The sequence below is a fragment of the Pseudomonas sp. FW305-96 genome (assembly GCF_058783825.1).
The window spans coordinates 104,949-126,170 of the sequence record NZ_JBYSYW010000010.1 but is presented as its reverse complement, the minus strand read 5'-3'; the positions used below and the strand labels follow the sequence as shown (position 1 = coordinate 126,170).

The window sequence follows — 21,222 nt, the reverse complement described above, 5'->3', positions numbered from 1 at the left end:
CGGGCTGGCCCTCTTGGTGCGGCCTTCAGGGAGTGAGGGGCGCACAGGTGATAGCCAGTGCACCCGCGTGGTGCGCTGTATGGAAAGGTAAAGCAAAGATGGTACAGGTGAGAGTGCACCAGCCGGTCAACAACGACGGCAGTATCAATCTCGAAGCATGGCTCGATCATGTGGTGAGCGTCGATTCGCAACTCGATCGCCCGGGGTTGAAAGAGGCCTGCGAGTTTGCCCACGAGGTCGAGAAGAAAGGCAACCCGGCCAAGCATTCCTGGGCCGATGGCACGTCCAGTTTCCAGGCGGGGCTCGAGATCGCCGAAATCCTCGCCGACCTCAAGCTCGACCAGGATTCCCTGGTGGCGGCGGTCATCTACCGTTCGGTGCGCGAAGGCAAGGTGACCTTGGCCGAGGTCGGCCAGCGCTTCGGGCCGGTGGTGTCCAAGCTGATCGACGGCGTGCTGCGCATGGCGGCCATCAGTGCCAGCCTCAGTCCGCGCCAGTCGCTGGTGCTCGGCTCCCAGGCGCAGGTCGAGAACCTGCGCAAGATGCTCGTGGCGATGGTCGACGACGTGCGCGTGGCGCTGATCAAGCTGGCCGAACGTACCTGCGCCATCCGGGCGGTGAAGTCCGCCGATGACGAGAAACGCCTGCGCGTGGCCCGCGAGGTGTTCGACATCTATGCGCCGCTGGCGCACCGTCTGGGTATCGGCCATATCAAGTGGGAACTCGAGGACCTGTCGTTCCGCTACCTCGAGCCCGACCAGTACAAGCAGATCGCCAAGTTGCTGCACGAGCGCCGGCTGGACCGCGAGCGTTTCATCAGCGATGTGATGAACCAGTTGCAGAACGAGCTGCTGGCCACCGGTGTCAACGCCGATATCAGTGGCCGGGCGAAACACATCTATTCGATCTGGCGCAAGATGCAGCGCAAGGGCCTGGAGTTCAGCCAGATCTACGACGTGCGTGCGGTACGCGTGCTGGTGCCGGAAGTGCGCGACTGCTACACCGCGCTGGGCATCGTCCACACCCTGTGGCGGCACATTCCGAAAGAGTTCGACGATTACATCGCCAACCCCAAGGAGAACGGCTACCGCTCCCTGCACACCGCGGTGATCGGCCCCGAGGGCAAGGTGCTCGAGGTGCAGATCCGCACCCATGGCATGCACGAGGAAGCCGAGCTGGGCGTCTGTGCCCACTGGCGCTACAAGGGTACCGACGTCAAGCCCAGCTCGAACCACTACGAAGAGAAGATCTCCTGGTTGCGCCAGGTGCTGGAGTGGCACGAGGAACTGGGCGATATCGGCGGCCTGGCCGAACAGCTGCGCGTCGATATCGAGCCGGACCGCGTCTACGTGTTCACCCCCGACGGTCACGCCATCGACCTGCCCAAGGGTTCCACGCCGCTGGACTTCGCCTACCGGGTGCACACCGAGATCGGCCACAACTGCCGTGGCGCCAAGATCAACGGGCGCATCGTGCCGCTGAACTACAGCCTGCAGACTGGCGAGCAGGTGGAGATCATCACCAGCAAGCACGGCAGCCCGAGCCGCGACTGGCTGAACTCCAACCTGGGCTACGTGACCACCTCGCGGGCCCGGGCCAAGATCGTCCATTGGTTCAAGCTGCAGGCCCGAGACCAGAACGTCGCCGCCGGCAAGACCCTGCTCGAGCGCGAGCTGTCGCGTCTGGGCCTGCCGCAGGTGGACTTCGAGCGCCTGGCCGAGAAGGCCAACGTCAAGACCGCCGAGGACATGTTCGCCGCCCTCGGTGCCGGCGACCTGCGCCTGGCGCATATGGTCAACGCCGCCCAGCAGTTGCTCGAACCCGAGCGCCTGGAGCCGGTCGAGCTGATCCCGCGCCAGGCGCGGGGCATCCGTTCGGGCAAGCGCAACGACATCCAGATCCAGGGCGTCGGCAACCTGCTCACGCAGATGGCCGGCTGCTGCCAGCCGCTGCCGGGCGACGCCATCGTCGGCTACATCACCCAGGGTCGTGGCGTGAGCATTCACCGCCAGGACTGCGCTTCGGTGCTGCAGTTGGCGGGCAAGGAGCCGGAGCGCATGATCCAGGTCAGCTGGGGGCCGATCCCGGTGCAGACCTACCCGGTCGACATCATCATCCGTGCCTACGACCGCCCGGGTTTGCTGCGCGACGTGTCGCAGGTGCTGCTCAACGAGAAGATCAACGTGCTGGCGGTCAACACCCGCTCGAACAAGGAAGACAACACCGCCTTGATGTCGCTGACCATCGAGATCCCTGGGCTGGACGCCCTCGGGCGCCTGCTTGGCAGGATCTCGCAGTTGCCCAACATCATCGAGACGCGGCGTAACCGTACCCCTTGAGACAGAACGGGGCCGCTGTGCGGCCCATCGCTGGCAAGCCAGCTCCCACAGGTACGGCATAACCCTGTGGGAGCCGGCTTGCCGGCGATCGAGGGCAAGGCCCTCGCTGAGGAAAAGATATTCATGACCTACACCCTCGACGACCTGCTGCACCTGATGGCCCGCCTGCGCGACCCGCAATACGGTTGCCCCTGGGACCTCAAGCAGGACTACGCCAGCATCGTCCCGCACACGATCGAAGAGGCCTATGAAGTGGCCGACACCATCGAGCGCGGCGACTTCGAGCACCTGCAGGGCGAGCTGGGCGACCTGCTGTTCCAGGTGGTCTACTACAGCCAGCTGGCACGGGAAGAAGGGCGTTTCGAGTTCGACGGCGTGGTCGATGCGATCACCCGCAAGCTGATCCGCCGCCACCCCCATGTATTCCCCACCGGCGAGCTCTATGCGCCGCTGGACACCCCCAAGCTGGACGAGGCCCAGGTCAAGTCGCGCTGGGAAGAGATCAAGGCCGAGGAGCGCGCCGAGAGGAGCGAGCCTGAACAGCTCTCGCTGCTCGACGATGTGCCGGCGGCCTTGCCTGCGCTGTCACGGGCGGCCAAGCTGCAGAAGCGCGCCGCCACGGTCGGCTTCGACTGGCCGGACGCGCTGCCGGTGCTGGACAAGGTGCGCGAGGAGCTCGACGAAGTGCTGCAGGCCATGGCCGATGGCGACAGCGATGCGCTTGAAGATGAGCTGGGCGACCTGCTGTTCGCCACCGTCAACCTGGCCCGCCACCTGCGCCGCGACCCGGAAAACGCCCTGCGCCGCGCCAACCGCAAATTCGAGCGGCGCTTCCGATTCATCGAACAGGCATTGCGCGAGCAGGGCCTGAACATCCAAGATCGTACCCTCGACGAGCTGGACGCCCTGTGGGGCGAGGCCAAGCGTCAGGAAAAGAACCTGCCCAGCTGCGGCTGAGCTGATGCATAAGTGAGTGAACTTCCATGAGCCTTTCCCTTCGCGACCAATTGCTCAAAGCCGGTCTGGTCAACCAGAAACAGGTTTCTCAGACCAACAAGGCCGAGAAAAAACAGAAACGCCTGGAGCACAAGGGCCAGGCCGAGGTGGACGACAGCCAGCAGCGCCTGGCCAAGGAAGCCCTGGCCGAGAAAGCCCGAAAAGACCAGGAGCTGAACCGCCAGGTCCAGGAAAAAGCCGAGCAGAAGGCCCGTGCCGCGCAGATCAAGCAATTGATCGAGGCGACCCGCCTGCCCAAGCTGAATACCGAGGACTACTACAACTTCGTCGATGACAAGAAGGTCAAGCGCATCGCCGTCAACGCCCTGATGCGCAGCAAGCTGAGCAACGGCGCGCTGGCCGTCGTCGCTCATGGCGGTGGCTACGAAGTGATTCCACGCGAGGCGGCGGTGAAGATCCAGGAGCGCGACCCCAAGCGCATCCTGCTGCTCAACACCCATGTCGAGGAGGCGGACGAGGACGACCCGTACGCAGCCTACAAGATCCCTGACGATCTGATGTGGTAAGCATGAAAAACCCCGCCTAGGCGGGGTTTTTCGTTTGAAGGGGGTGTTATTGCGACGGTCGCTGGTTCTCTAGGTATTCCAGCTCCATGCGGTACTGCTGGGCTTGGTGCTCATCATGGAACATGCCGACCAGTTGGCCCTGTTGATGCACATCCCAGATCCGCACACCAGCGGCCAGGCCTTCGTGGGACATTTTCGATTCGTCGCGTTCGGTTACTTGGACTGTCATCGTTAAACTCCACTGCTTCAGTTGGCTGCGACAGCGTGTCGCACACCCTCTTTATAGAGTTTGTTAGCAGGCTAAGTAAATAAAACAGCGATGAAACAAGTTTCATGAATGGGCCAATCGCGGGGCAAGCCCGCTCCCACGAATCGAGCACAAATACGTGGGAGCGGGCTTGCCCCGCGATTGGGCGATACAAGCATTCACCAAAAAAGAAGCCCCGCACAAGACGGGGCTTCTGGTATTGCAGGCAGCGTCATCAGTTGCCTTTGACCGCCTTGCCGTCCACCGTGCCATCCTGCAGCACGATCACGTATTCCTTGCCATCGGTCTCGACCTGGCGCAGTTGCACCAGCAGGTAGTCCCAGTCCTTGGCGAACCACAGCTCGGTGATGCGCTTGCTCTGGCTAGGGTCGCGCACGCGCTCGACCTTGACCGCGTCGACCTGGCCAGTCTTGGTGGCCACTTTCTCGGTGCCCAGCACGCGGAAGTCGTAGGTGTCGATCTCATCACCGTCGACCACCTGGTAGGTCATGCTTTTCTTGCCGGCGGCCACGTCATGCTGCAGTGCCAGTTGATAGGACGACTTGTCCAGCACGCCACGGTTGAGCGGCAGGCTGATCGCGTCGCCACGGTCGCTGCCAGTCACCTTCTTGCCGGTCCAGTCGAAGGTGAGGTCGACTTTCTTCGCCTTGCCGAGGCCGCCGCGTTCGAAGTGGTACTTCTGCGGCAGCAAGGTGTCGTTGTCGAGCTTGAGGGTGCTTTGCTCGGTCAGGCTGGCGATCATCATGGAGGCCTTGAAATTAAGGTCCCAAGTACCGTTGGCGTTCTTCACCAGGCTGCGCTCGGCAGTGCCGCTCATGGGCAGCTGCTTCCAGTCAGCCGTGTAGCTGGCTGCGAAAGGCTTCAGATCAGCTGCCTGGAGGGGCAGGGCGAGCACGGCGAGAGCCAAGAGCAGGGCGCGACGCATAAATTCTCCTAGGATCGAATCAAGTGACCGCTGGCCGCCAGCGGCTGGCCATCCAGTAATGCACCGTGCTCGCCCAGACGCAAGCGTCCTTCGGCGAACCAGCGCACCGCCAGCGGGTAGATCTGGTGTTCCTGCAGGTGCACGCGCTGGGCAAGCGTCTGCGCGCTGTCATCCGCTGCAACCGGCACCACAGCCTGTACGACCAGAGGCCCGCCATCGAGTTCCTCGGTGACGAAGTGCACGCTGCAGCCGTGCTCGGCATCGCCAGCCTCCAGCGCACGCTGGTGGGTGTGCAGCCCTTTATACTTGGGCAACAGTGACGGATGTATGTTGAGCAGGCGGCCTTGATAGTGGCGCACGAAGCCGCCACTCAAGATGCGCATGAATCCAGCCAGCACCACCAGGTCGGGTGCGAAGCCGTCGATCAGCGCCATCAGCGCCGCATCGAAGGCTTCGCGACCGTCGAAGCCGGTGTGCGCGAGCACCGCGGTGTCGATACCGGCTGCCTTGGCGCGTTCCAGGCCGTAGGCATCGGCGCGGTTGGAAATCACCGCGCGGATGCGTACTGGGCCGTTGCTGGCGCTGTTGCTGTCGATCAGCGCTTGCAGGTTGCTGCCGGAGCCCGACAGCAGTACCACGACGTTGCAGGTCTTGCCCGGCATCAGTGTGCCTTGAGGTTCTTGAGCTCGACCTGGGCGGCGCCTTCGGCGGCCTCGGCGATCTGGCCGATGACCCACGGCTGCTCGCCGGCGGCGCGCAACACGTTCAGGGCGTTGTCGACCTGGTCCTGGGCGACGCAGATGATCATGCCCACGCCGCAGTTCAGCACGCGGTGCATTTCATGTTCGTCGACGTTGCCTTTTTCCTGCAGGAAGTCGAACACCATCGGGCGCTGCCAGCTGGCCACGTCGACCACGGCCTGGGCGCCTTTTGGCAGCACGCGCGGGATGTTGTCCAGCAGGCCGCCGCCGGTGATGTGAGCCATGGCCTTGACCGCGCCGGTCTGTTTGATCAGCTGCAGCAGGGGCTTGACGTAGATGCGGGTCGGCGCCATCAGCAGGTCGGCCAGCGGCTTGCCGTCGAGCTGGGTGTTGTCGATGTCGGTGCCGGACACTTCGAGGATCTTGCGGATCAGCGAGTAGCCGTTGGAGTGCGGGCCGGAGGACGGCAGGGCGATCAGGGCGTCGCCGGTGACCACTTTCGAGCCGTCGATGATCTCGGCCTTTTCCACCACGCCGACGCAGAAACCGGCCAGGTCGTAGTCTTCACCTTCGTACATGCCTGGCATCTCGGCGGTTTCACCACCGACCAGCGAGCAGCCGGCCAGTTCGCAACCGGCGCCGATGCCGGTGACCACGGTGGCGGCCACGTCAACGTTGAGCTTGCCGGTTGCGTAGTAGTCGAGGAAGAACAGCGGCTCGGCGCCGCACACCACCAGGTCGTTGACGCACATGGCGACCAGGTCCTGGCCGATGCTGTCGTGCTTGTTCAGGTTCAGCGCCAGGCGCAGCTTGGTGCCGACGCCGTCGGTGCCGGAGACCAGCACCGGCTGCTTGTAGCCGGCCGGGATCTCGCAGAGGGCGCCGAAGCCGCCCAGGCCACCCATGACTTCAGGGCGTGCGGTGCGCTTGGCGACGCCCTTGATGCGTTCGACCAGTGCTTCGCCGGCGTCGATGTCTACACCGGCGTCTTTGTAGCTCAGGGAGGGTTGCTTGCTCATTGATCCAGGCCTTTAGGAGGGAGGGATTCAGAAAAACGACCGGGACGGCCAAGGCCACTTTCAGAAACGGCGGCTGCCTGTACGTCACTGGTCTGCGAAGGCGCGCGATTTTATCAGGGTTGCCCCAAGGCGGCCATCCTCAGGCCGACGGGCAGGCGGGAAATCTGGGCAAAAAACGCTGTTTCACCCTGTGCGACTGGTTGCCGCGTCGGCGCCTGTATAAGGTATAGGCATGGCGACGTGCGCAAAGGCGCGGCACGGCGGAGCATTTTCCGGCGTGGCGCGGTCTCAGCCCACAGGCAAGGGCGCGTCGCCCCAAGGTCATCTGGACAGGAATCCTCAATGCGTCTTCTCAATTTCCTTGCTGGCGCCTGCCTCGCTGTGGCCGGCACCCTCGCGCAGGCCGAAACCGTCTCGGGCCTGTATCAGGTTCGCGAGCCCGTCGAAGGGCAGGGCAGCGAGGCCCGCGCCCAGGCGACCGGCAAGGCGCTCGATACCCTGGTGCTGCGCCTGACCGGCGACCCCAAGGCCGCGCAGAATCCGGCGCTGGCCGCGCTGCGCAAGGACCCGCAACAGATCATCAACCAGGTCGGCACCGAGGCAGGCCCACCGGAGTCGGTGCTGGTCGAGTTCGACCCCGGCAGCACCGAGCGCGCCCTGCGCCAGGCCGGGCTGGCATTGTGGGGCAGCAACCGGCCGTCGGTCCTGGGCTGGTGGCTGAACGACAGTGTCGAGGGCAGCAGCCTGGTCGGCGATGGCCAGGGCGCCGCCGAGCCATTGCGCCGTGCAGCCCAGCATCGCGGCCTGCCCCTGCGCCTGCCATTGGCCGATCTGCAGGAGCAACTGTTGGCCAATGCCAAGCTGCTCGAGGGTAACGACCCCGCGCCGCTGCGCGAGGCGTCCGAGCGCTATGGCGCCGATGCCTTGCTGGCGGTGCACGCCCATGAGGCCGACGGCAAGTGGCAGGGCAAGTGGCAGTTGTGGCTGGGCGACCAGCGTGAACAGGGCAATGCCGAGGGCAGCGATCAGGCGGCCCTGGCCGATGCGGTGCTGCTGGCGGTGAGCAACCGCCTGGCGCCGCGTTATGTCACGCGGCCAGGCGCCAGCAGCGACCTGCAGGTACAGGTGCAGGGGATGAACCTGCAGCGGTACGCCGAACTGAGCCGGGTACTGGAGCCTTATGGCGCCCGTTTGCAGATGGCAGAGGGCGGCACCTTGACCTACCGGGTCAGCGGCAATCGCGAGCAATTGCGCGCCCAGCTGGGCCTGGCCAAGCTGCAGGAGCTGCCTGCCGAGCCTGCAGCCGCCACGCCTGCGCCGAGCGCGCAGGGCGATACCGGCACAACGCCGCCCACCACTGCCGCAACGCCGTTCGACGGCTTGCGCTTTCGCTGGTAAGGAGTGGCGCAAATGACTGACATGCGTCGTTGGGTCTGGGTGGGCGCGGCCTTGGTGATCGCCGTGCTGCTGTACTTCCTGCACAACATCCTCTCACCGTTCCTGGTGGGCATCCTGCTGGCCTACCTGGCCGACCCGCTGGTCGATCGCCTGGAGCGGCTCGGGCTGTCGCGCACCTGGGGCGTGGTGGTGGTGTTCAGCCTGTTCACCCTGATCTTCCTGGCCTTGTTGCTGGTGCTGGTGCCGATGCTGGCCAAGCAGTTGCTGCGCCTGTACGAGCTGGCGCCGCAGATGCTCGACTGGCTGCAGCACGTGGCGCTGCCCTGGGTGCAGAGCCGCCTGGGCTTGGCCGACGGCTTCTGGAAGTTCGACAAGATCAAGGCCGCGATCGGCGAGCACATGGGCCAGACCACCGACATCGTCGGCGTGCTGCTGTCCCAGGCCACCGCCTCGAGCCTGGCGCTGATCGGCTGGCTGGCCAACCTGGTGCTGATCCCGGTGGTGGGCTTCTACCTGCTGCGTGACTGGGACCTGATGATGGCCAAGCTGCGCAGCCTGCTGCCGCGCCAGCGCGAGCCGCAGGTGGTGGGGCTGGCCGGCGAGTGCCACGAGGTGCTGGGGGCGTTCGTGCGCGGGCAACTGCTGGTGATGCTGGCGTTGGGCGTCATCTATTCCTCGGGGCTGATGCTGGTGGGCCTGGAGCTGGGCCTGCTGATCGGCATGCTGGCGGGGCTGGCGGCGATCGTGCCATACATGGGCTTCATCATCGGCATCGGCGCGGCGCTGGTCGCCGGGTTGTTCCAGTTCGGCGGCGACCTCTACCCCATGCTCGGTATCGTCGCGGTGTTCATGGTCGGGCAGGCGCTGGAGGGCATGGTGCTGACGCCGCTGCTGGTGGGCGACCGCATCGGCCTGCATCCGGTGGCGGTGATCTTCGCGATCCTGGCTGGCGGTGAGCTGTTCGGCTTTACCGGGGTGCTGCTGGCACTGCCGGTGGCGGCGGTGATCATGGTGTTGCTGCGCCATGTCCATGACCTGTACAAGGAATCGGACATGTACGCCGGGGAAGTAGACCCGGATCTGTGAGCGATCGCGGGGCAAGCCCGCTCCCATGCCTGGAGTCTTGAACACCCGGGGGTGGGAGCGGGCTTGCCCCGCGATGTGCTTACATTAAACGCAACTGCTTGATTTTACTTGTGCTATTCCCCTGCCGGATTGTGCCGTCCGCGTTGCGGGTATAGACTTTGCACACTGTTCATCAAAGGCCCCCTGTGGTCCCCGCGACCGCCCGCGAGCATGAAACCGATCCAGTTGCCCCTGGGTGTGCGTCTGCGCGACGACGCCACCTTCATCAACTACTACCCCGGCGCCAATGCCGCGGCACTGGGCTATGTCGAGCGGCTCTGCGAAGCCGACGCCGGCTGGACCGAAAGCCTCATCTACCTGTGGGGCAAGCAGGGCGTGGGCCGTACCCACCTGTTGCAGGCCGCCACCCACCGTTTCCAGCAACTGGGCGAGCCCGCCGTGTACCTGCCCCTGGCGCAATTGCTCGAGCGTGGCGTCGAACTGCTCGACCATCTCGAGCAATACGAGCTGGTATGCATCGATGACCTGCACGTGATCGCGGGCAAGGCCGACTGGGAAGAGGCCATGTTCCACCTGTTCAACCGCTTGCGCGACAGTGGCCGGCGCCTGCTGCTGGCAGCCTCCAGCTCGCCGCGGGAGCTGCCGATCAAGCTGGCCGACCTCAAGTCGCGGCTGACCCTGGCGCTGATCTTCCAGATGCGCGGGATGTCCGACGAGGACAAGCTGCGCGCCCTGCAACTGCGCGCTTCGCGTCGCGGCCTGCACCTGACCGACGAAGTCGGCCACTTCATCCTCACCCGTGGCACGCGCAGCATGAGCGCGCTGTTCGACCTGCTCGAACGTCTCGACCAGGCTTCCTTGCAGGCCCAGCGCAAGCTGACCATTCCCTTCCTCAAGGAAACCCTCGGCTGGTAGCGCTGAAAACACGGTGCCAGAGCGTCGAAACGGAAAAGTCACATGTTTTTCGATAAAATTTGCAAATGGGTCCGATAGAAGGCATAGTTTCCCCCTTCTAAAGGACTACAGACACGGTCGTGCCCATGCTGAAGCGCTTCGCACCCCTCGTGCCACTTGCACTTGTCACCCTTCTTTACGGCTGTGCCTCCACCGGCCCGGTCGCGCCTTCGCAGGATCAACGCATGGCCACCGAGCAATCGGTCAAGGCCAAGGCTTCAGCTTCTTCCGTATTCACCGAGGAAGAGCTGGCCAGCGAAGATGACCTCGAGGCATTTTCCAGCAACAGCAAGCCGTACCAGTTGCCCGTGCTGGCCGACAGCATTCTCGAACGCGGCATGGCGCTGATCGGTACCCGCTACCGCTTCGGTGGCACCTCCGAGAAGTCCGGCTTCGACTGCAGCGGTTTCATCGGCTACCTGTTCCGCGAAGAGGCCGGCATGAACCTGCCGCGCTCGACCCGCGAGATGATCAACGTCGACGCACCGAAAGTCGCGCGCAACAAGCTCAAGCCCGGCGACCTGCTGTTCTTCAGCACCAACGGTCGTGGTCGCGTCAGCCACGCCGGCATCTACCTGGGTGACAACCAGTTCATCCATTCCAGCAGCCGCCGCAGCGGTGGTGTGCGCATCGACAGCCTGGGCGATCGCTACTGGAGCAAGACCTTCATCGAGGCCAAACGCGCGCTCGCCATGGCGCCGACCACGATCTCGCGCAATTGAATTGATATCAAAATGCTGTACCCTGCCACGGCGGCGTAGCTGAAAAGCTCGCCGCCGTGCGCATTTACAGAAAGCGTCTAATCTAAATTCTCAACTCTTTTTACCTTCGGCCATGGCCGGGGCTCTCCGACAGGACGTTTACATCATGGCGATGTTGGCGCGCTTCGCATTCTTCTCCCTCGTGGCCCTGCTCGCGGCCTGCTCCAGCCGTGCACCCGCTCCGGCACCGATGGCCAAGGCCCCAATGGTGTTCAACCCATCGCCCTCGTCGCCTGCGGCGGACGATGTGCTGTTCCGCGCCATCGGCCTGGTGGGCACGCCCTATCGCTGGGGTGGCAATACCCCGGACTCGGGCTTTGATTGCAGCGGCCTGATTGGCTACGTGTACCGTGACGCCGCTGGCATCAGCCTGCCGCGCACCACCCGCGACATGATCGTCATGCGTGCGCCGAACGTGGACCTCGATGCGCTGCAGTCCGGCGACCTGGTGTTCTTCGCCACCAGTGGCGGCTCGCAGGTCAGCCATGCCGGGATCTATGTGGGTGAGGGGCGCTTCGTGCATGCACCGTCCACCGGGGGCACCGTGCGCCTCGACTACTTGTCGAACAGCTACTGGGCCAAGGCCTACCTCCAGGCCAAGCGGGTACTGCCGCCGGGGCATCTGGCGCAAAATCCCTGACGCCATGGCCGCCGCCGGGTCAGGCTAGACCTATCTAACGCACGCTTTTCGCGGTGTCGATGACCATGTTCGATTCCAATGAACCAGGAATCGAACATGAGTACCCTAGCGCAAATCACGCAACATAATCTGCAGGTTCTTGGCCTCGGGCATGCCCTCGCCCGGTTGGCCGACGACGTTCTACGTGACTACCCCGAACCCTACCTGCTGGCGCGTCGTCATGCCCGTGCGCTGCTGCGCAAGCACACCGGTAAACCGCTGGATCCCGAGCGGGTGTGGTGGCATCAGTTCAACCAGTCCCATAGCAACAGCCGTAGCTTCAGCGGCTGGGCGCACAACGGCCCGCCCGGCAAATCCATCAGCCTGGTGCAGTTGCTGATTCAACGCTTTGACCTGCCATTCCAGGATGCTGGCGATGAACTAGATGTCTACGGCGGCTTCTATCACCAGGGCCCGCATGGCGGTGCGTACGACGAGCGCAACGAAGTGCCGATGCTCGGCAAGGATGTTCAGGCAGACCTGTGGGCGCTGGACCTTGGGGCGCGACACCGCGAACAAGTCACCCTGTTCTGGGCGCGGCATGCCGATAATTTTCGCGTTTTGGCCAAGGTCAACCTGCTGGCGCAGCTGGAGCTGGCAGGCAAGGCCGGTCGTGTCGACGCCGCGGATGCTGCAAGCCTGCGCCAGAGCGTGGCACCGCAGTGGCTGAACGCGGATGTGCAGAGCACCGTGCAAGCGCTGCGTCGTCAAACCGCTACGACCCTCCCGGCGCTGCACTATGCCCTGGGTGCGAGCGAACGGGCGGCGCTGTGCTGCCTGCATCTGCCCAATGGCCATGTGCTGCTGTACTTGCCCTGGATGGAGCAGGCTCTGCGAGGGTTCGATTCGCCGGTGGCGTTGGCTGGGTGGTTGCGCGGGGAGTTGCAGGAGGGGCGTCAGCGCGCGGCGTACCAGCGCGCCCTCGCTGCCGATCCGCATGACCAGGCGCGAGCGGCAGCGGTTGACGAAGCATTGGCAGCGCTGGCGGCGGCGACCGATGCCAACGAGGCCTTGGCCTTGCTCGACGCATCGGCAAGGCCGCTGCCGGGCGACTTCTTCACTTGGCTGAGCGAAAGGGCCCGGGAGGACATGCAGCGCAGTGCTGAACGCATGATCAGCAATAGCGAGTTGCGCAAAGCCATGTGGCGCGGTTACCTCGGCGCTTTCCTGCAGGTGTTTGGCGGCTTCGCGCCGTTGGGATGGCCCGCTACCTTGGTGTTGCTGGGCGCGTCGCTGGGCCGGACCGCGCTGGACGTGGATGCGGCCGTGCATGCCTCGGACGCCAAAAGCCGCAAAGCTGCGCTGCGGGCTGCGATACTCGACAGCCTGTTCTCGGCACTGGGCATGGTCGAGGTCAGCTTCGGCAGCAGCTTTGCATCGCTGTCGTACGTGGCGCCTTTCCATGAAACCGGGGTTTCGCTCAGCTCCTGGACCCGTGCCGGCAGTCAGGGGGCGGGCGTGCTCGAGGCCCGTGTCGCCAACCAGGTGCTGATCGATCCGCTGCAGGGGCCTGGCTTGCTGCGCGGAATCACCCTGGGCGGCGATGGGCAGACCTGGATCGAGTTGCAAGGCATGCCGTACCGGGTGCGCTACAGCACGGACCTCGGTCATTGGCTGATCGTGCCGCCAGACAACCCGTTTGCCTATGTACCGCTGCGGCCGGTGCGCCTGTCGGCGGGTGGCCAGTGGGAGCTGCTGCAGCGGCCACGGCTGGTGGGCGGCAATCCGCCGCTGGCAGCCGGTCTGGAACGGCAGGGTTCGCCGTTCTGGGACGAGTACATGCGCACCGATGGCCAGCGCAGCGTGGAGATGTCCAATGCTGCCCTGGCGCGCCATCGCGCCGTGCTTGCCGAACAGGATATTCCGCAGTTGGGCGAGGACGAAGGCAGCAGCCAGGATGACGACGGCTTCTGCCACATTTTTGTCAATGGCGAGCCGGAATACACCTATCGGGAAGGCGGTCACTACCGCAACGACCTCATCTACACCTATACCGAGGAAGATTCACGTATCAATGACTATCTGCGCGAGGGCAGGCGGGAATTCGATCACGGCGACGAGGTCGACTACATCAACAAGCTCGCCGATTCGATGGTCGAGTTACCCAGGGACAATGTTGTTCCGCTGTATCGGGGCGGGCACGGCGGGCGCGGCACCAGCGGTCAGCACTTTCGGAGCGGCCAGTTGAAGGTCGGCGATGTGCTGGTCAATACGGATCTGGCCTCGTTCACTGAAAACCCTTATATCGTCCGTCGTTTTGCCGCCGATACCGAGCAGCCTGCTCCGGGCGGGCGCGCCGGGCTGTTCGACGACACTTCGGTAGTGTTCGAATTGCCAACTGGCCACTATCAGCGAGGCGTACCGATCTCGTCGTTTTCCAGCCTGCCGGACGAAGCGGAAACGTTGTTCTTGCCGGGAAGCTGCTTTCGTATCGAGGCGTTGTGTGAAGTGGAGGGCGCCGACTACCACTTTGTCCATGTCACCCTCAGGGAGATTGCCCGGCCTGCCAGCGGGCCATTGCATGATCTGCGCACCGGCGAGGTGTTCGACCTGACGGCCTATGCCATGCGCCTCGGCAACCAGCAGTTGGCCAGCCGTTTCTTCGAGGACTGATCGGCCTCAGGCCTGCTTGAGCAGCAAGGTCACCCCCGGGAAGTACTGGCCCAGCTCGTTGTGCAGCTTGCGATAGGCATAAGGGAAGTACCAGGCGATCGCACAGGCGGTGTGCTTCTGCAGGTCATCGACCAGGTCCTGCAGCTCCTCGGGGCTGGCGTGCTGGCCGGCCTTCCACGGGGTGACGAACAACGCCCCGGCCTTGAGCTGGCTGGCGTAGGCGATCGCCTTGGCCTGGTTGGCGGTTTCCAGCAGCGCCGACGCCAGGTCGAGACGGGTAATGCGTGGCCAGCGCTGGCTGGTGTGCAGGTGGATCGACTCCTCGGCGCTGCTGATGGCCAGGTCGACACGGGCTTCGCGTTCGCCTTCGTCGCGCTGCTTCTTGCTTGTGTATTGCTGCAGTGCCACCAGCTCGGCCTGCCAGGCGGCGGCCGCGAGCAGCCCGGCATTGGCGGCTGCACCGTGCCAGTAAGGGGCTTCGTTGTCGCCCTGGAACTGGTTGAAGCGGTCGATGCAGTCGACCCAGCGTTCCAGGGCCGGGCGCAGGAATTCCAGGCGCGGGTTATTGATGATCAGGCCTTGCATGCTGCGCTCCTTGTCATTGTGATCGAGGTCAGCCGAAATGGTGGCTATGTGATATCACTGCTTTGAGTGTGGCACAAGCTGGCGAATCGGCCATTGATCCAGGCCAGATCGGTCCTCGTTCGATTGACGCTCCCGGTGCAACCCTCTAACCTTCGCGGCGTGTTTCAGGTGCCCGGCGAACCGAGGTTCGGCAGGGTGAAACTGGGAAGCCGGTGGGCGCCAGCAGGCGCGAATCCGGCGCTGCCCCCGCAACGGTAGGTGAGTCGAAGACGGCGCATGGCCACTGGGTACAGGTATCCGGGAAGGCGCGTAGTCCGGGCATGGCCCGCTCACGAGCCCGGAGACCGGCCTGTCACTGCCAACGGCATCACGGAGGGTGATGTGCGGTGCGATGTGGCCTGGGGCCACGCCCCCTGCGCGTTCTCCGTCTGCCCGCCTTTTCCCTGTCGCCAACCGGCGACGGCCTGCGGAGACCCCTGATGAGCGAATCCACCGAACGCGACGAACGTCACCTGGCGCGCATGCTGCGCAAGAAGGCGATCATCGACGAGCGCATCGCCAATTCCCCCAACGAATGCGGCCTGCTGCTGGTACTGACCGGCAATGGCAAGGGCAAGAGCAGCTCGGCTTTCGGCATGCTCGCCCGGGCCCTGGGCCATGGCATGCAGTGTGGCGTGGTGCAGTTCATCAAGGGCCGCAACAGCACCGGCGAAGAGCTGTTCTTCCGTCGCTTCCCCGAGCAGGTGCGCTATCACGTGATGGGCGAGGGCTTTACCTGGGAGACCCAGGACCGCCAGCGTGACATCGCCGCTGCCGAAGCGGCCTGGGCGGTATCGCGCCAGTTGCTGCAGGATCCGTCGATCCAGTTCGTGGTGCTCGATGAGCTGAACATCGCCCTCAAGCATGGCTACCTCGACCTCGACCAGGTGCTCTCGGACATCCAGGCCCGCCCACCGATGCAGCATGTGATCGTCACCGGCCGTGCGGCCAAGCCCGAAATGATCGAACTAGCCGACACCGTCACCGAGATGGGCATGCTCAAGCACGCCTTCCAGGCCGGTATCCGCGCACAGAAGGGCGTCGAGCTGTGAGTGACTCACGCCAATGCCCCGCCGTGCTGATCGCTGCCCCGGCCTCGGGCCAGGGCAAGACCACGGTGACCGCCGCTCTGGCCCGCCTGCACCGCAACCTCGGGCGCAAGGTGCGGGTGTTCAAGTGCGGGCCTGACTTTCTCGACCCGATGATTCTCGAGCGCGCCAGCGGTGCGCCGGTCTACCAGCTGGACTTGTGGATGATCGGTGCCGAGGAGAGTCGTCGCCTGCTGTGGGAAGCGGCGGGCGAGGCCGACCTGATCCTGATCGAAGGCGTGATGGGGTTGTTCGACGGCACGCCGTCGAGCGCCGACCTGGCCCGCCATTTCGGCGTGCCGGTGCTGGCGGTGATCGATGGCACGGCCATGGCCCAGACCTTCGGCGCCCTGGCCCTGGGCCTGGCGCGCTACCAGCCCGACCTGCCGTTCGCCGGAGTGCTGGCCAACCGGGTTGGCAGCCTGCGCCATGCGCAGTTGCTCGAAGGCAGTCTCACCGAAGGCCTGCGCTGGTACGGCGGCTTGTCCCGCGAGCGTGGCATCGAGCTGCCCAGCCGCCACCTGGGCCTGGTCCAGGCCAGTGAACTCAACGACCTGGACGCGCGCCTGGATGCCGCCGCCGAAGCGCTCGGTGCCAGCTGCGATGCCGCATTGCCGCCACCGGTCGGTTTTGCCCGGCCTGAGCCGCTGGGCGTAACCACGCCGCTTGCCGGGGTGCGCATCGGGGTGGCCCACGACGAAGCCTTCGCCTTCACCTATGGCGCTAACCTGGACCTGCTGCGCAGCCTCGGCGCGCAGCTCGAATTCTTCTCGCCGTTGCATGATCGGGAGTTGCCTGATGTAGACAGCCTGTACCTGCCAGGCGGCTACCCGGAGTTGCACCATCAGGCCCTGGCCGCCAACGCTCCCATGCTGGGGGCGATCCGTGGCCACCACGCCGAGGGCAAGCCGCTGCTGGCCGAATGTGGCGGCATGCTCTACCTGCTCGACGCACTGACCGATGTGGCCGGTGTGCGTGCATCGCTGGCAGGCCTGCTGCCGGGCGAGGCAACCATGCAGAAGCGCCTGGCGGCCCTGGCCCTGCAGGCCGTCGAGTTGCCCGAAGGCACCCTGCGCGGCCACACCTATCACCATTCGCTGACCAGCACCGAGCTGGAACCGATTGCCCGTGGCCTGAGCCCCAATGGCGGACGCGGCAACGAGGCGGTCTACCGCCTGGGGCGGCTGACCGCTTCCTACGTGCATTTCTATTTTCCGTCCAACCCCGATGCGGCGGCGGCGCTGTTGCGACCATGAGCGAACACGCGTACAGCGCCGTTGAGCGCGCGGCGATCTACCGGGCCATCGGCGAGCGCCGCGACATGCGCCATTTTGCCGGCGGCGAGGTGGCGCCCGAGTTGCTGGGGCGTCTGCTGGCCGCCGCTCACCAGGCCCCCAGCGTGGGCCTGATGCAGCCCTGGCGCTTCATTCGTATCAGCCAGCGTGAGTTGCGCGAACGTATCCAGGCTTTGGTGGAGGAGGAGCGGGTGCGCACCGCCGAAGCCCTGGGCGAACGCTCCGATGAGTTCATGAAGCTCAAGGTCGAAGGCATCAACGACTGCGCCGAGGTGCTGGTGGCAGCGCTGATGGACAAGCGCGAGGCGCATGTCTTCGGCCGCCGCACCCTGCCGGAGATGGACCTGGCTTCGCTGGCCTGCGCCATCCAGAACCTGTGGCTGGCGGCGCGGGCCGAAGGGCTGGGCATGGGCTGGGTGTCGTTGTTCGAGCCGCAGGCCCTGGCCGATCTGCTGGGCATGCCCGTAGGCGCCAAGCCCATGGCGGTGCTGTGCCTGGGGCCGGTGACCGAATTCTACCCGGCGCCGATGCTGGTGCTCGAAGACTGGGCCGAGCAACGGCCGTTGAGTGACATGCTGTACGAGAACCATTGGGGAGAATGCCCATGAGCGTGGCCTTGCTGACCGTGGCCGGCGTGGCCCTGGATGCACTGCTGGGTGAGCCGCGGCGGCGCCATCCGCTGGTGGGCTTCGGCAACCTTGCCGCGCGCCTTGAGCAGCGCTTCAACGCTGGTGGCCGGGGCTGGCGCAGCCACGGTGTCACGGCCTGGTTCCTGGCGGTGGTGCCGCTGACCTTGCTGGCGCTGATCCTTTCCTGGCTGCCCGCTATCGGCTGGCTGGTGGACGTGCTGGCGCTGTACTGCGCCCTGGGCCTGCGCAGCCTCGGCGAGCATGTGCTGCCGGTGGCCCAGGCACTGCGTCAGGGCGACCTGGAGGAGGCGCGGCGGCGCGTCGGTTACCTGGTCAGTCGCGAGACCCGCGAACTGGACGAACCTGCCGTGGCGCGGGCGGCTACCGAGTCGGTGCTGGAGAACGGCAGCGATGCGGTATTCGCAGCGCTGTTCTGGTTCGTCGTGGCCGGGGCGCCGGGGGTGGTGCTGTATCGCCTGAGCAATACCCTGGATGCCATGTGGGGCTATCGCAACGACCGTTTCGAGCGCTTCGGCTGGTGCGCGGCGCGCATCGACGATGGGCTGAATTATATTCCCGCCAGGCTGGTGGCGCTGACCTATGCGCTGCTGGGCAAGACCCGGTTGGCCCTGGCCTGCTGGCGCAAGCAGGCGCCGCTGTGGGACAGCCCCAACGCCGGCCCGGTGATGGCGGCGGGGGCCGGAGCCCTGGGGGTGGAGCTGGGCGGCCCGGCGGTGTATCACGGCGAGCTGCACGAACGCCCGCGCCTGGGCGAGGGGCCGATGGCCGACGCCGACGCCATCGAGCGTGGCTGGAGCCTGGTGCAGCGCGGCGTGTGGCTGTGGGTGCTATTGATCTGCGTGGGAGCCTACCTGAATGCTTGAGCACGGTGGCCGCCTGCTACGGGCGGTGAAACAGTACGCGATCCCTCGGCACCAGTGGCTCGACCTGTCCAGTGGTATCGCACCCTGGCCCTACCCGATACCGCCGATTCCCGTGGACGCCTGGGCTCGACTGCCCGAGACCGAGGACGGCCTGGAAGCGGCGGCGCGGCGTTACTATGGCGCGCAGCCGCTGCTGGCGGTAGCTGGCTCCCAGGCAGCGATCCAGGCTTTGCCGTACCTGCGTTCGACCGCTCGGGTCGGGGTGCTGACGCCATGCTATGCCGAACATCCGCATGCCTGGGCGCGGGCGGGGCATGCGCTGGTCGAGCTGGATGAGGCCCAGGTCGAGGACGTACTCGACAGCCTGGATGTCCTGGTGCTGGTCAATCCCAACAACCCCACCGGTCGCCGTGTGCCCCGCGAACGCCTGCTGGCCTGGCATGCGCGTCTGGCTGCGCGGGGTGGCTGGTTGTTGGTGGACGAAGCCTTCATGGACAACACGCCCGCACACAGCGTGGTCGATCAGGCCGGACAACCCGGGCTGATCGTGCTGCGCTCGTTCGGCAAGTTCTTCGGCTTGGCCGGCGTGCGGCTGGGCTTCGTCGTCGCCGAGGCGGATGTGTTGCGGCAACTGGCCGAGGCGCTCGGGCCCTGGACCGTCAGTGGCCCGACCCGCGTACTGGGGCAGGCGTGCTTCGCCGACGAGGCGACGCACCTGGCGCAGATTGCCCGGTGCGCCCTGGCCAGCCAGCGCCTGGCCAGGTTGCTCGAAGGCGCAGGCTTGCCACCCAGCGGCGGTTGCGACCTGTTCCAGTACGTGCGTGACGAACGCGCCGCGCACCTGCATGACTATCTCGCCCGCCGGGGCATCCTGGTGCGGCTGTTCGAGCGACCGTGCGCGCTGCGCTTCGGCCTGCCCGCCACGGCGGCTGACGAACAACGCCTGGCCCAGGCCCTGGCGGACTACCACAAGGAATCGGCATGACCACCCTCATGGTGCAAGGCACCACCTCCGATGCCGGCAAGAGCACGCTGGTCACCGCCCTGTGCCGCTGGCTGCTGCGCCAGGGCGTCGCCGTGGTGCCGTTCAAGCCACAGAACATGGCGCTCAACAGCGCCGTGACCGCCGACGGCGGCGAGATCGGTCGCGCCCAGGCGGTGCAGGCCCAGGCCTGCCGGCTGGCGCCGCACACCGACATGAACCCGGTGCTGCTCAAGCCCAACAGCGACACCGGCGCCCAGGTGATCGTCCATGGCCGGGCGGTGACCAGCATGAACGCCGTGGCCTATCACGACTACAAGACCATCGCCATGCAGGCGGTGTTGGCCTCCCACGAGCGCCTGAGCGAAGCCTATCCGGTGGTGATGGTCGAAGGTGCTGGTTCCCCGGCGGAGATCAACCTGCGGGCCGGCGATATCGCCAACATGGGCTTCGCCGAGGCGGTCGACTGCCCGGTGGTCCTGGTGGCCGATATCAACCGGGGCGGCGTGTTCGCCCATCTGGTCGGCACCCTGGAGTTGCTGTCGGCGAACGAGCAGGCGCGGGTCAAGGGCTTCGTCATCAACCGTTTCCGTGGTGACATCGCCTTGTTGCAACCTGGCCTGGACTGGCTGGAGCAGCGCACCGGCAAGCCGGTGCTGGGCGTGCTGCCCTACGTCACCGACCTGCACCTGGAGGCTGAGGATGGTATCGATACGCGCCAGGGCGAAAAAAGTGAGCGCCTGCTGAAGGTGATCGTCCCGGTGTTGCCGCGCATCAGCAACCACACCGACTTCGACCCGCTGCGCCTGCATCCGCAGGTGGACCTGCAGTTCATCGGCCCGGGCCAGCCGATTCCGCCTGCCGACCTGATCATCCTGCCCGGCTCCAAGAGCGTGCGCGGCGACCTGGCGCAACTGCGCGAGCGCGGCTGGGACACGGCCATCGCTCGGCACCTGCGTTATGGCGGCAAGCTCATCGGCATCTGCGGTGGCCTGCAGATGCTCGGCGAGCAGGTGCATGATCCCCTGGGCCTTGAGGGGCCGGCCGGCTCCAGTGATGGCCTGGGCCTGCTGGCGTACAGCACCGTGCTGGAATCCGAGAAGCAGTTGCGTAATGTGGCGGGCACGCTCGATCTCGAGCAGGCCCCGGTGGCGGGGTATGAGATCCATGCCGGCGTCACCAGCGGGTTGGCGCTGGAGTGCCCCGCAGTGCAACTGGCCGATGGCCGTGCCGATGGCGCCATCAGCGCCGACGGGCAGATCCTCGCCACCTACCTGCATGGCCTGTTCGAGGGTAGCCAGTCGTGCGCCGCGCTGCTGCGCTGGGCCGGGCTGGCCGATGCGCAGACCATCGACTACGAGGCCCTGCGCGAGCGCGATATCGAGCGCCTGGCCGATCTGGTCGAGCAGCACCTGGACACCGCGCGCCTGCGCGAACTGTGTGGAGTCGCCTGA

The 21,222-nt window shown here is 65.5% G+C and carries 20 protein-coding genes and 1 riboswitch; of the genes, 15 read left to right on the top strand and 5 right to left on the bottom strand.

Annotated features, from left to right (window positions below; all coding sequences use genetic code 11):
- The first annotated feature begins 98 nt into the window (after positions 1-98).
- The 3 genes from relA (at position 99) to AC3WL2_RS10470 (ending at position 3,862) form a co-directional block, all read left to right on the top strand.
- On the top strand, positions 99-2,339 hold the full coding sequence (relA, locus tag AC3WL2_RS10480; protein ID WP_046854530.1) for a GTP diphosphokinase: 2,241 nt from the start codon (positions 99-101) through the stop codon (positions 2,337-2,339).
- A 123-nt stretch (positions 2,340-2,462) separates the two neighbouring features.
- A complete protein-coding gene (gene mazG / locus AC3WL2_RS10475; protein ID WP_102683664.1) occupies positions 2,463-3,296 on the top strand; it encodes a nucleoside triphosphate pyrophosphohydrolase in 834 nt (277 codons plus the stop codon).
- Positions 3,297-3,322: 26 nt separating this feature from the next.
- Complete coding sequence (locus tag AC3WL2_RS10470; protein WP_102683623.1) at positions 3,323-3,862, top strand: DUF2058 domain-containing protein; 540 nt, start codon at positions 3,323-3,325, stop codon at positions 3,860-3,862.
- Positions 3,863-3,908: 46 nt separating this feature from the next.
- On the opposite strand, the gene AC3WL2_RS10465 is transcribed toward AC3WL2_RS10470, so the two are convergent.
- The 4 genes from AC3WL2_RS10465 to purM all read right to left on the bottom strand — a co-directional run bounded on the left by AC3WL2_RS10465 (position 3,909) and on the right by purM (position 6,775).
- Positions 3,909-4,091: a hypothetical protein gene (locus AC3WL2_RS10465; protein WP_023630170.1), complete on the bottom strand. Its 183-nt coding sequence runs from the start codon at positions 4,089-4,091 to the stop codon at positions 3,909-3,911.
- A 253-nt stretch (positions 4,092-4,344) separates the two neighbouring features.
- Positions 4,345-5,055 (bottom strand): DUF3108 domain-containing protein, encoded by a 711-nt coding sequence (locus AC3WL2_RS10460; RefSeq protein ID WP_023630171.1) that lies wholly within the window; start codon positions 5,053-5,055, stop codon positions 4,345-4,347.
- Between the two features lie 8 nt (positions 5,056-5,063).
- The gene (gene purN, locus AC3WL2_RS10455) at positions 5,064-5,717 is read right to left on the bottom strand and encodes a phosphoribosylglycinamide formyltransferase (RefSeq protein WP_102683624.1); all 654 of its coding nucleotides are present in this window, start codon (positions 5,715-5,717) and stop codon (positions 5,064-5,066) included.
- The gene (gene purM / locus AC3WL2_RS10450) at positions 5,717-6,775 is read right to left on the bottom strand and encodes a phosphoribosylformylglycinamidine cyclo-ligase (RefSeq protein ID WP_102683625.1); all 1,059 of its coding nucleotides are present in this window, start codon (positions 6,773-6,775) and stop codon (positions 5,717-5,719) included. Before purM ends, purN begins: the two co-directional genes overlap by 1 nt.
- 342 nt (positions 6,776-7,117) lie before the next feature.
- Between purM and AC3WL2_RS10445 the strand changes: the two genes are divergently transcribed.
- From AC3WL2_RS10445 to AC3WL2_RS10420, 6 genes are all read left to right on the top strand, one after another.
- Complete coding sequence (locus AC3WL2_RS10445; protein WP_102683626.1) at positions 7,118-8,173, top strand: DUF2066 domain-containing protein; 1,056 nt, start codon at positions 7,118-7,120, stop codon at positions 8,171-8,173.
- Positions 8,174-8,185: 12 nt separating this feature from the next.
- Positions 8,186-9,259, top strand: a complete 1,074-nt coding sequence (locus AC3WL2_RS10440) for an AI-2E family transporter (RefSeq protein ID WP_102683627.1) — start codon at positions 8,186-8,188, stop codon at positions 9,257-9,259.
- Between the two features lie 210 nt (positions 9,260-9,469).
- Positions 9,470-10,174, top strand: a complete 705-nt coding sequence (gene hda, locus AC3WL2_RS10435; protein WP_031314897.1) for a DnaA regulatory inactivator Hda — start codon at positions 9,470-9,472, stop codon at positions 10,172-10,174.
- A 125-nt stretch (positions 10,175-10,299) separates the two neighbouring features.
- Complete coding sequence (locus tag AC3WL2_RS10430; protein ID WP_031314898.1) at positions 10,300-10,935, top strand: C40 family peptidase; 636 nt, start codon at positions 10,300-10,302, stop codon at positions 10,933-10,935.
- A gap of 145 nt (positions 10,936-11,080) precedes the next feature.
- On the top strand, positions 11,081-11,614 hold the full coding sequence (locus AC3WL2_RS10425) for a C40 family peptidase (protein ID WP_102683628.1): 534 nt from the start codon (positions 11,081-11,083) through the stop codon (positions 11,612-11,614).
- Positions 11,615-11,710: 96 nt separating this feature from the next.
- A complete protein-coding gene (locus AC3WL2_RS10420; RefSeq protein WP_102683629.1) occupies positions 11,711-14,266 on the top strand; it encodes a dermonecrotic toxin domain-containing protein in 2,556 nt (851 codons plus the stop codon).
- 6 nt (positions 14,267-14,272) lie between these two features.
- Here the strand turns inward: AC3WL2_RS10420 and AC3WL2_RS10415 are convergent, their stop codons facing one another.
- Positions 14,273-14,851 (bottom strand): hypothetical protein, encoded by a 579-nt coding sequence (locus AC3WL2_RS10415; protein WP_102683630.1) that lies wholly within the window; start codon positions 14,849-14,851, stop codon positions 14,273-14,275.
- Positions 14,852-15,000: 149 nt separating this feature from the next.
- Positions 15,001-15,218, top strand: a riboswitch (cobalamin riboswitch).
- 112 nt (positions 15,219-15,330) lie between these two features.
- On the opposite strand from AC3WL2_RS10415, the gene cobO reads away from it, so the two are divergent.
- The 6 genes from cobO to AC3WL2_RS10385 are packed head-to-tail and all read left to right on the top strand — an operon-like array spanning position 15,331 to position 21,222.
- Positions 15,331-15,942 carry a cob(I)yrinic acid a,c-diamide adenosyltransferase gene (cobO, locus tag AC3WL2_RS10410; RefSeq protein WP_046854540.1) on the top strand — a complete coding sequence of 204 codons (612 nt, stop codon included), beginning with the start codon at positions 15,331-15,333 and terminating at the stop codon, positions 15,940-15,942.
- Positions 15,939-17,234, top strand: coding sequence for a cobyrinic acid a,c-diamide synthase CobB (locus AC3WL2_RS10405; RefSeq protein ID WP_102683631.1), 1,296 nt, complete (start codon positions 15,939-15,941; stop codon positions 17,232-17,234). Before cobO ends, AC3WL2_RS10405 begins: the two co-directional genes overlap by 4 nt.
- Positions 17,231-17,881: a 5,6-dimethylbenzimidazole synthase gene (gene bluB / locus AC3WL2_RS10400; protein WP_102683632.1), complete on the top strand. Its 651-nt coding sequence runs from the start codon at positions 17,231-17,233 to the stop codon at positions 17,879-17,881. The genes AC3WL2_RS10405 and bluB overlap by 4 nt, the downstream gene beginning before the upstream one ends.
- Positions 17,878-18,786: an adenosylcobinamide-phosphate synthase CbiB gene (gene cbiB / locus AC3WL2_RS10395; protein ID WP_102683633.1), complete on the top strand. Its 909-nt coding sequence runs from the start codon at positions 17,878-17,880 to the stop codon at positions 18,784-18,786. The genes bluB and cbiB overlap by 4 nt, the downstream gene beginning before the upstream one ends.
- On the top strand, positions 18,779-19,771 hold the full coding sequence (gene cobD, locus AC3WL2_RS10390) for a threonine-phosphate decarboxylase CobD (protein ID WP_102683634.1): 993 nt from the start codon (positions 18,779-18,781) through the stop codon (positions 19,769-19,771). Before cbiB ends, cobD begins: the two co-directional genes overlap by 8 nt.
- Complete coding sequence (locus AC3WL2_RS10385) at positions 19,768-21,222, top strand: cobyric acid synthase (RefSeq protein WP_102683635.1); 1,455 nt, start codon at positions 19,768-19,770, stop codon at positions 21,220-21,222. Before cobD ends, AC3WL2_RS10385 begins: the two co-directional genes overlap by 4 nt.

What these genes read in the sequence shown, in the direction of transcription:
- AC3WL2_RS10465 (WP_023630170.1), bottom strand. Translation starts at nt 4,091, where the DNA reads ATGACAGTCCAAGTAACCGAACGCGACGAATCGAAAATGTCCCACGAA.
- AC3WL2_RS10425 (WP_102683628.1), top strand. Translation starts at nt 11,081, where the DNA reads ATGGCGATGTTGGCGCGCTTCGCATTCTTCTCCCTCGTGGCCCTGCTC.
- cobD (WP_102683634.1), top strand. Translation starts at nt 18,779, where the DNA reads ATGCTTGAGCACGGTGGCCGCCTGCTACGGGCGGTGAAACAGTACGCG.
- AC3WL2_RS10385 (WP_102683635.1), top strand. Translation starts at nt 19,768, where the DNA reads ATGACCACCCTCATGGTGCAAGGCACCACCTCCGATGCCGGCAAGAGC.
- cobO (WP_046854540.1), top strand. Translation starts at nt 15,331, where the DNA reads ATGAGCGAATCCACCGAACGCGACGAACGTCACCTGGCGCGCATGCTG.
- AC3WL2_RS10470 (WP_102683623.1), top strand. Translation starts at nt 3,323, where the DNA reads ATGAGCCTTTCCCTTCGCGACCAATTGCTCAAAGCCGGTCTGGTCAAC.
- AC3WL2_RS10420 (WP_102683629.1), top strand. Translation starts at nt 11,711, where the DNA reads ATGAGTACCCTAGCGCAAATCACGCAACATAATCTGCAGGTTCTTGGC.
- relA (WP_046854530.1), top strand. Translation starts at nt 99, where the DNA reads ATGGTACAGGTGAGAGTGCACCAGCCGGTCAACAACGACGGCAGTATC.
- mazG (WP_102683664.1), top strand. Translation starts at nt 2,463, where the DNA reads ATGACCTACACCCTCGACGACCTGCTGCACCTGATGGCCCGCCTGCGC.
- AC3WL2_RS10445 (WP_102683626.1), top strand. Translation starts at nt 7,118, where the DNA reads ATGCGTCTTCTCAATTTCCTTGCTGGCGCCTGCCTCGCTGTGGCCGGC.
- bluB (WP_102683632.1), top strand. Translation starts at nt 17,231, where the DNA reads ATGAGCGAACACGCGTACAGCGCCGTTGAGCGCGCGGCGATCTACCGG.
- AC3WL2_RS10440 (WP_102683627.1), top strand. Translation starts at nt 8,186, where the DNA reads ATGACTGACATGCGTCGTTGGGTCTGGGTGGGCGCGGCCTTGGTGATC.
- hda (WP_031314897.1), top strand. Translation starts at nt 9,470, where the DNA reads ATGAAACCGATCCAGTTGCCCCTGGGTGTGCGTCTGCGCGACGACGCC.
- cbiB (WP_102683633.1), top strand. Translation starts at nt 17,878, where the DNA reads ATGAGCGTGGCCTTGCTGACCGTGGCCGGCGTGGCCCTGGATGCACTG.
- AC3WL2_RS10460 (WP_023630171.1), bottom strand. Translation starts at nt 5,055, where the DNA reads ATGCGTCGCGCCCTGCTCTTGGCTCTCGCCGTGCTCGCCCTGCCCCTC.
- AC3WL2_RS10430 (WP_031314898.1), top strand. Translation starts at nt 10,300, where the DNA reads ATGCTGAAGCGCTTCGCACCCCTCGTGCCACTTGCACTTGTCACCCTT.
- purM (WP_102683625.1), bottom strand. Translation starts at nt 6,775, where the DNA reads ATGAGCAAGCAACCCTCCCTGAGCTACAAAGACGCCGGTGTAGACATC.
- purN (WP_102683624.1), bottom strand. Translation starts at nt 5,717, where the DNA reads ATGCCGGGCAAGACCTGCAACGTCGTGGTACTGCTGTCGGGCTCCGGC.
- AC3WL2_RS10415 (WP_102683630.1), bottom strand. Translation starts at nt 14,851, where the DNA reads ATGCAAGGCCTGATCATCAATAACCCGCGCCTGGAATTCCTGCGCCCG.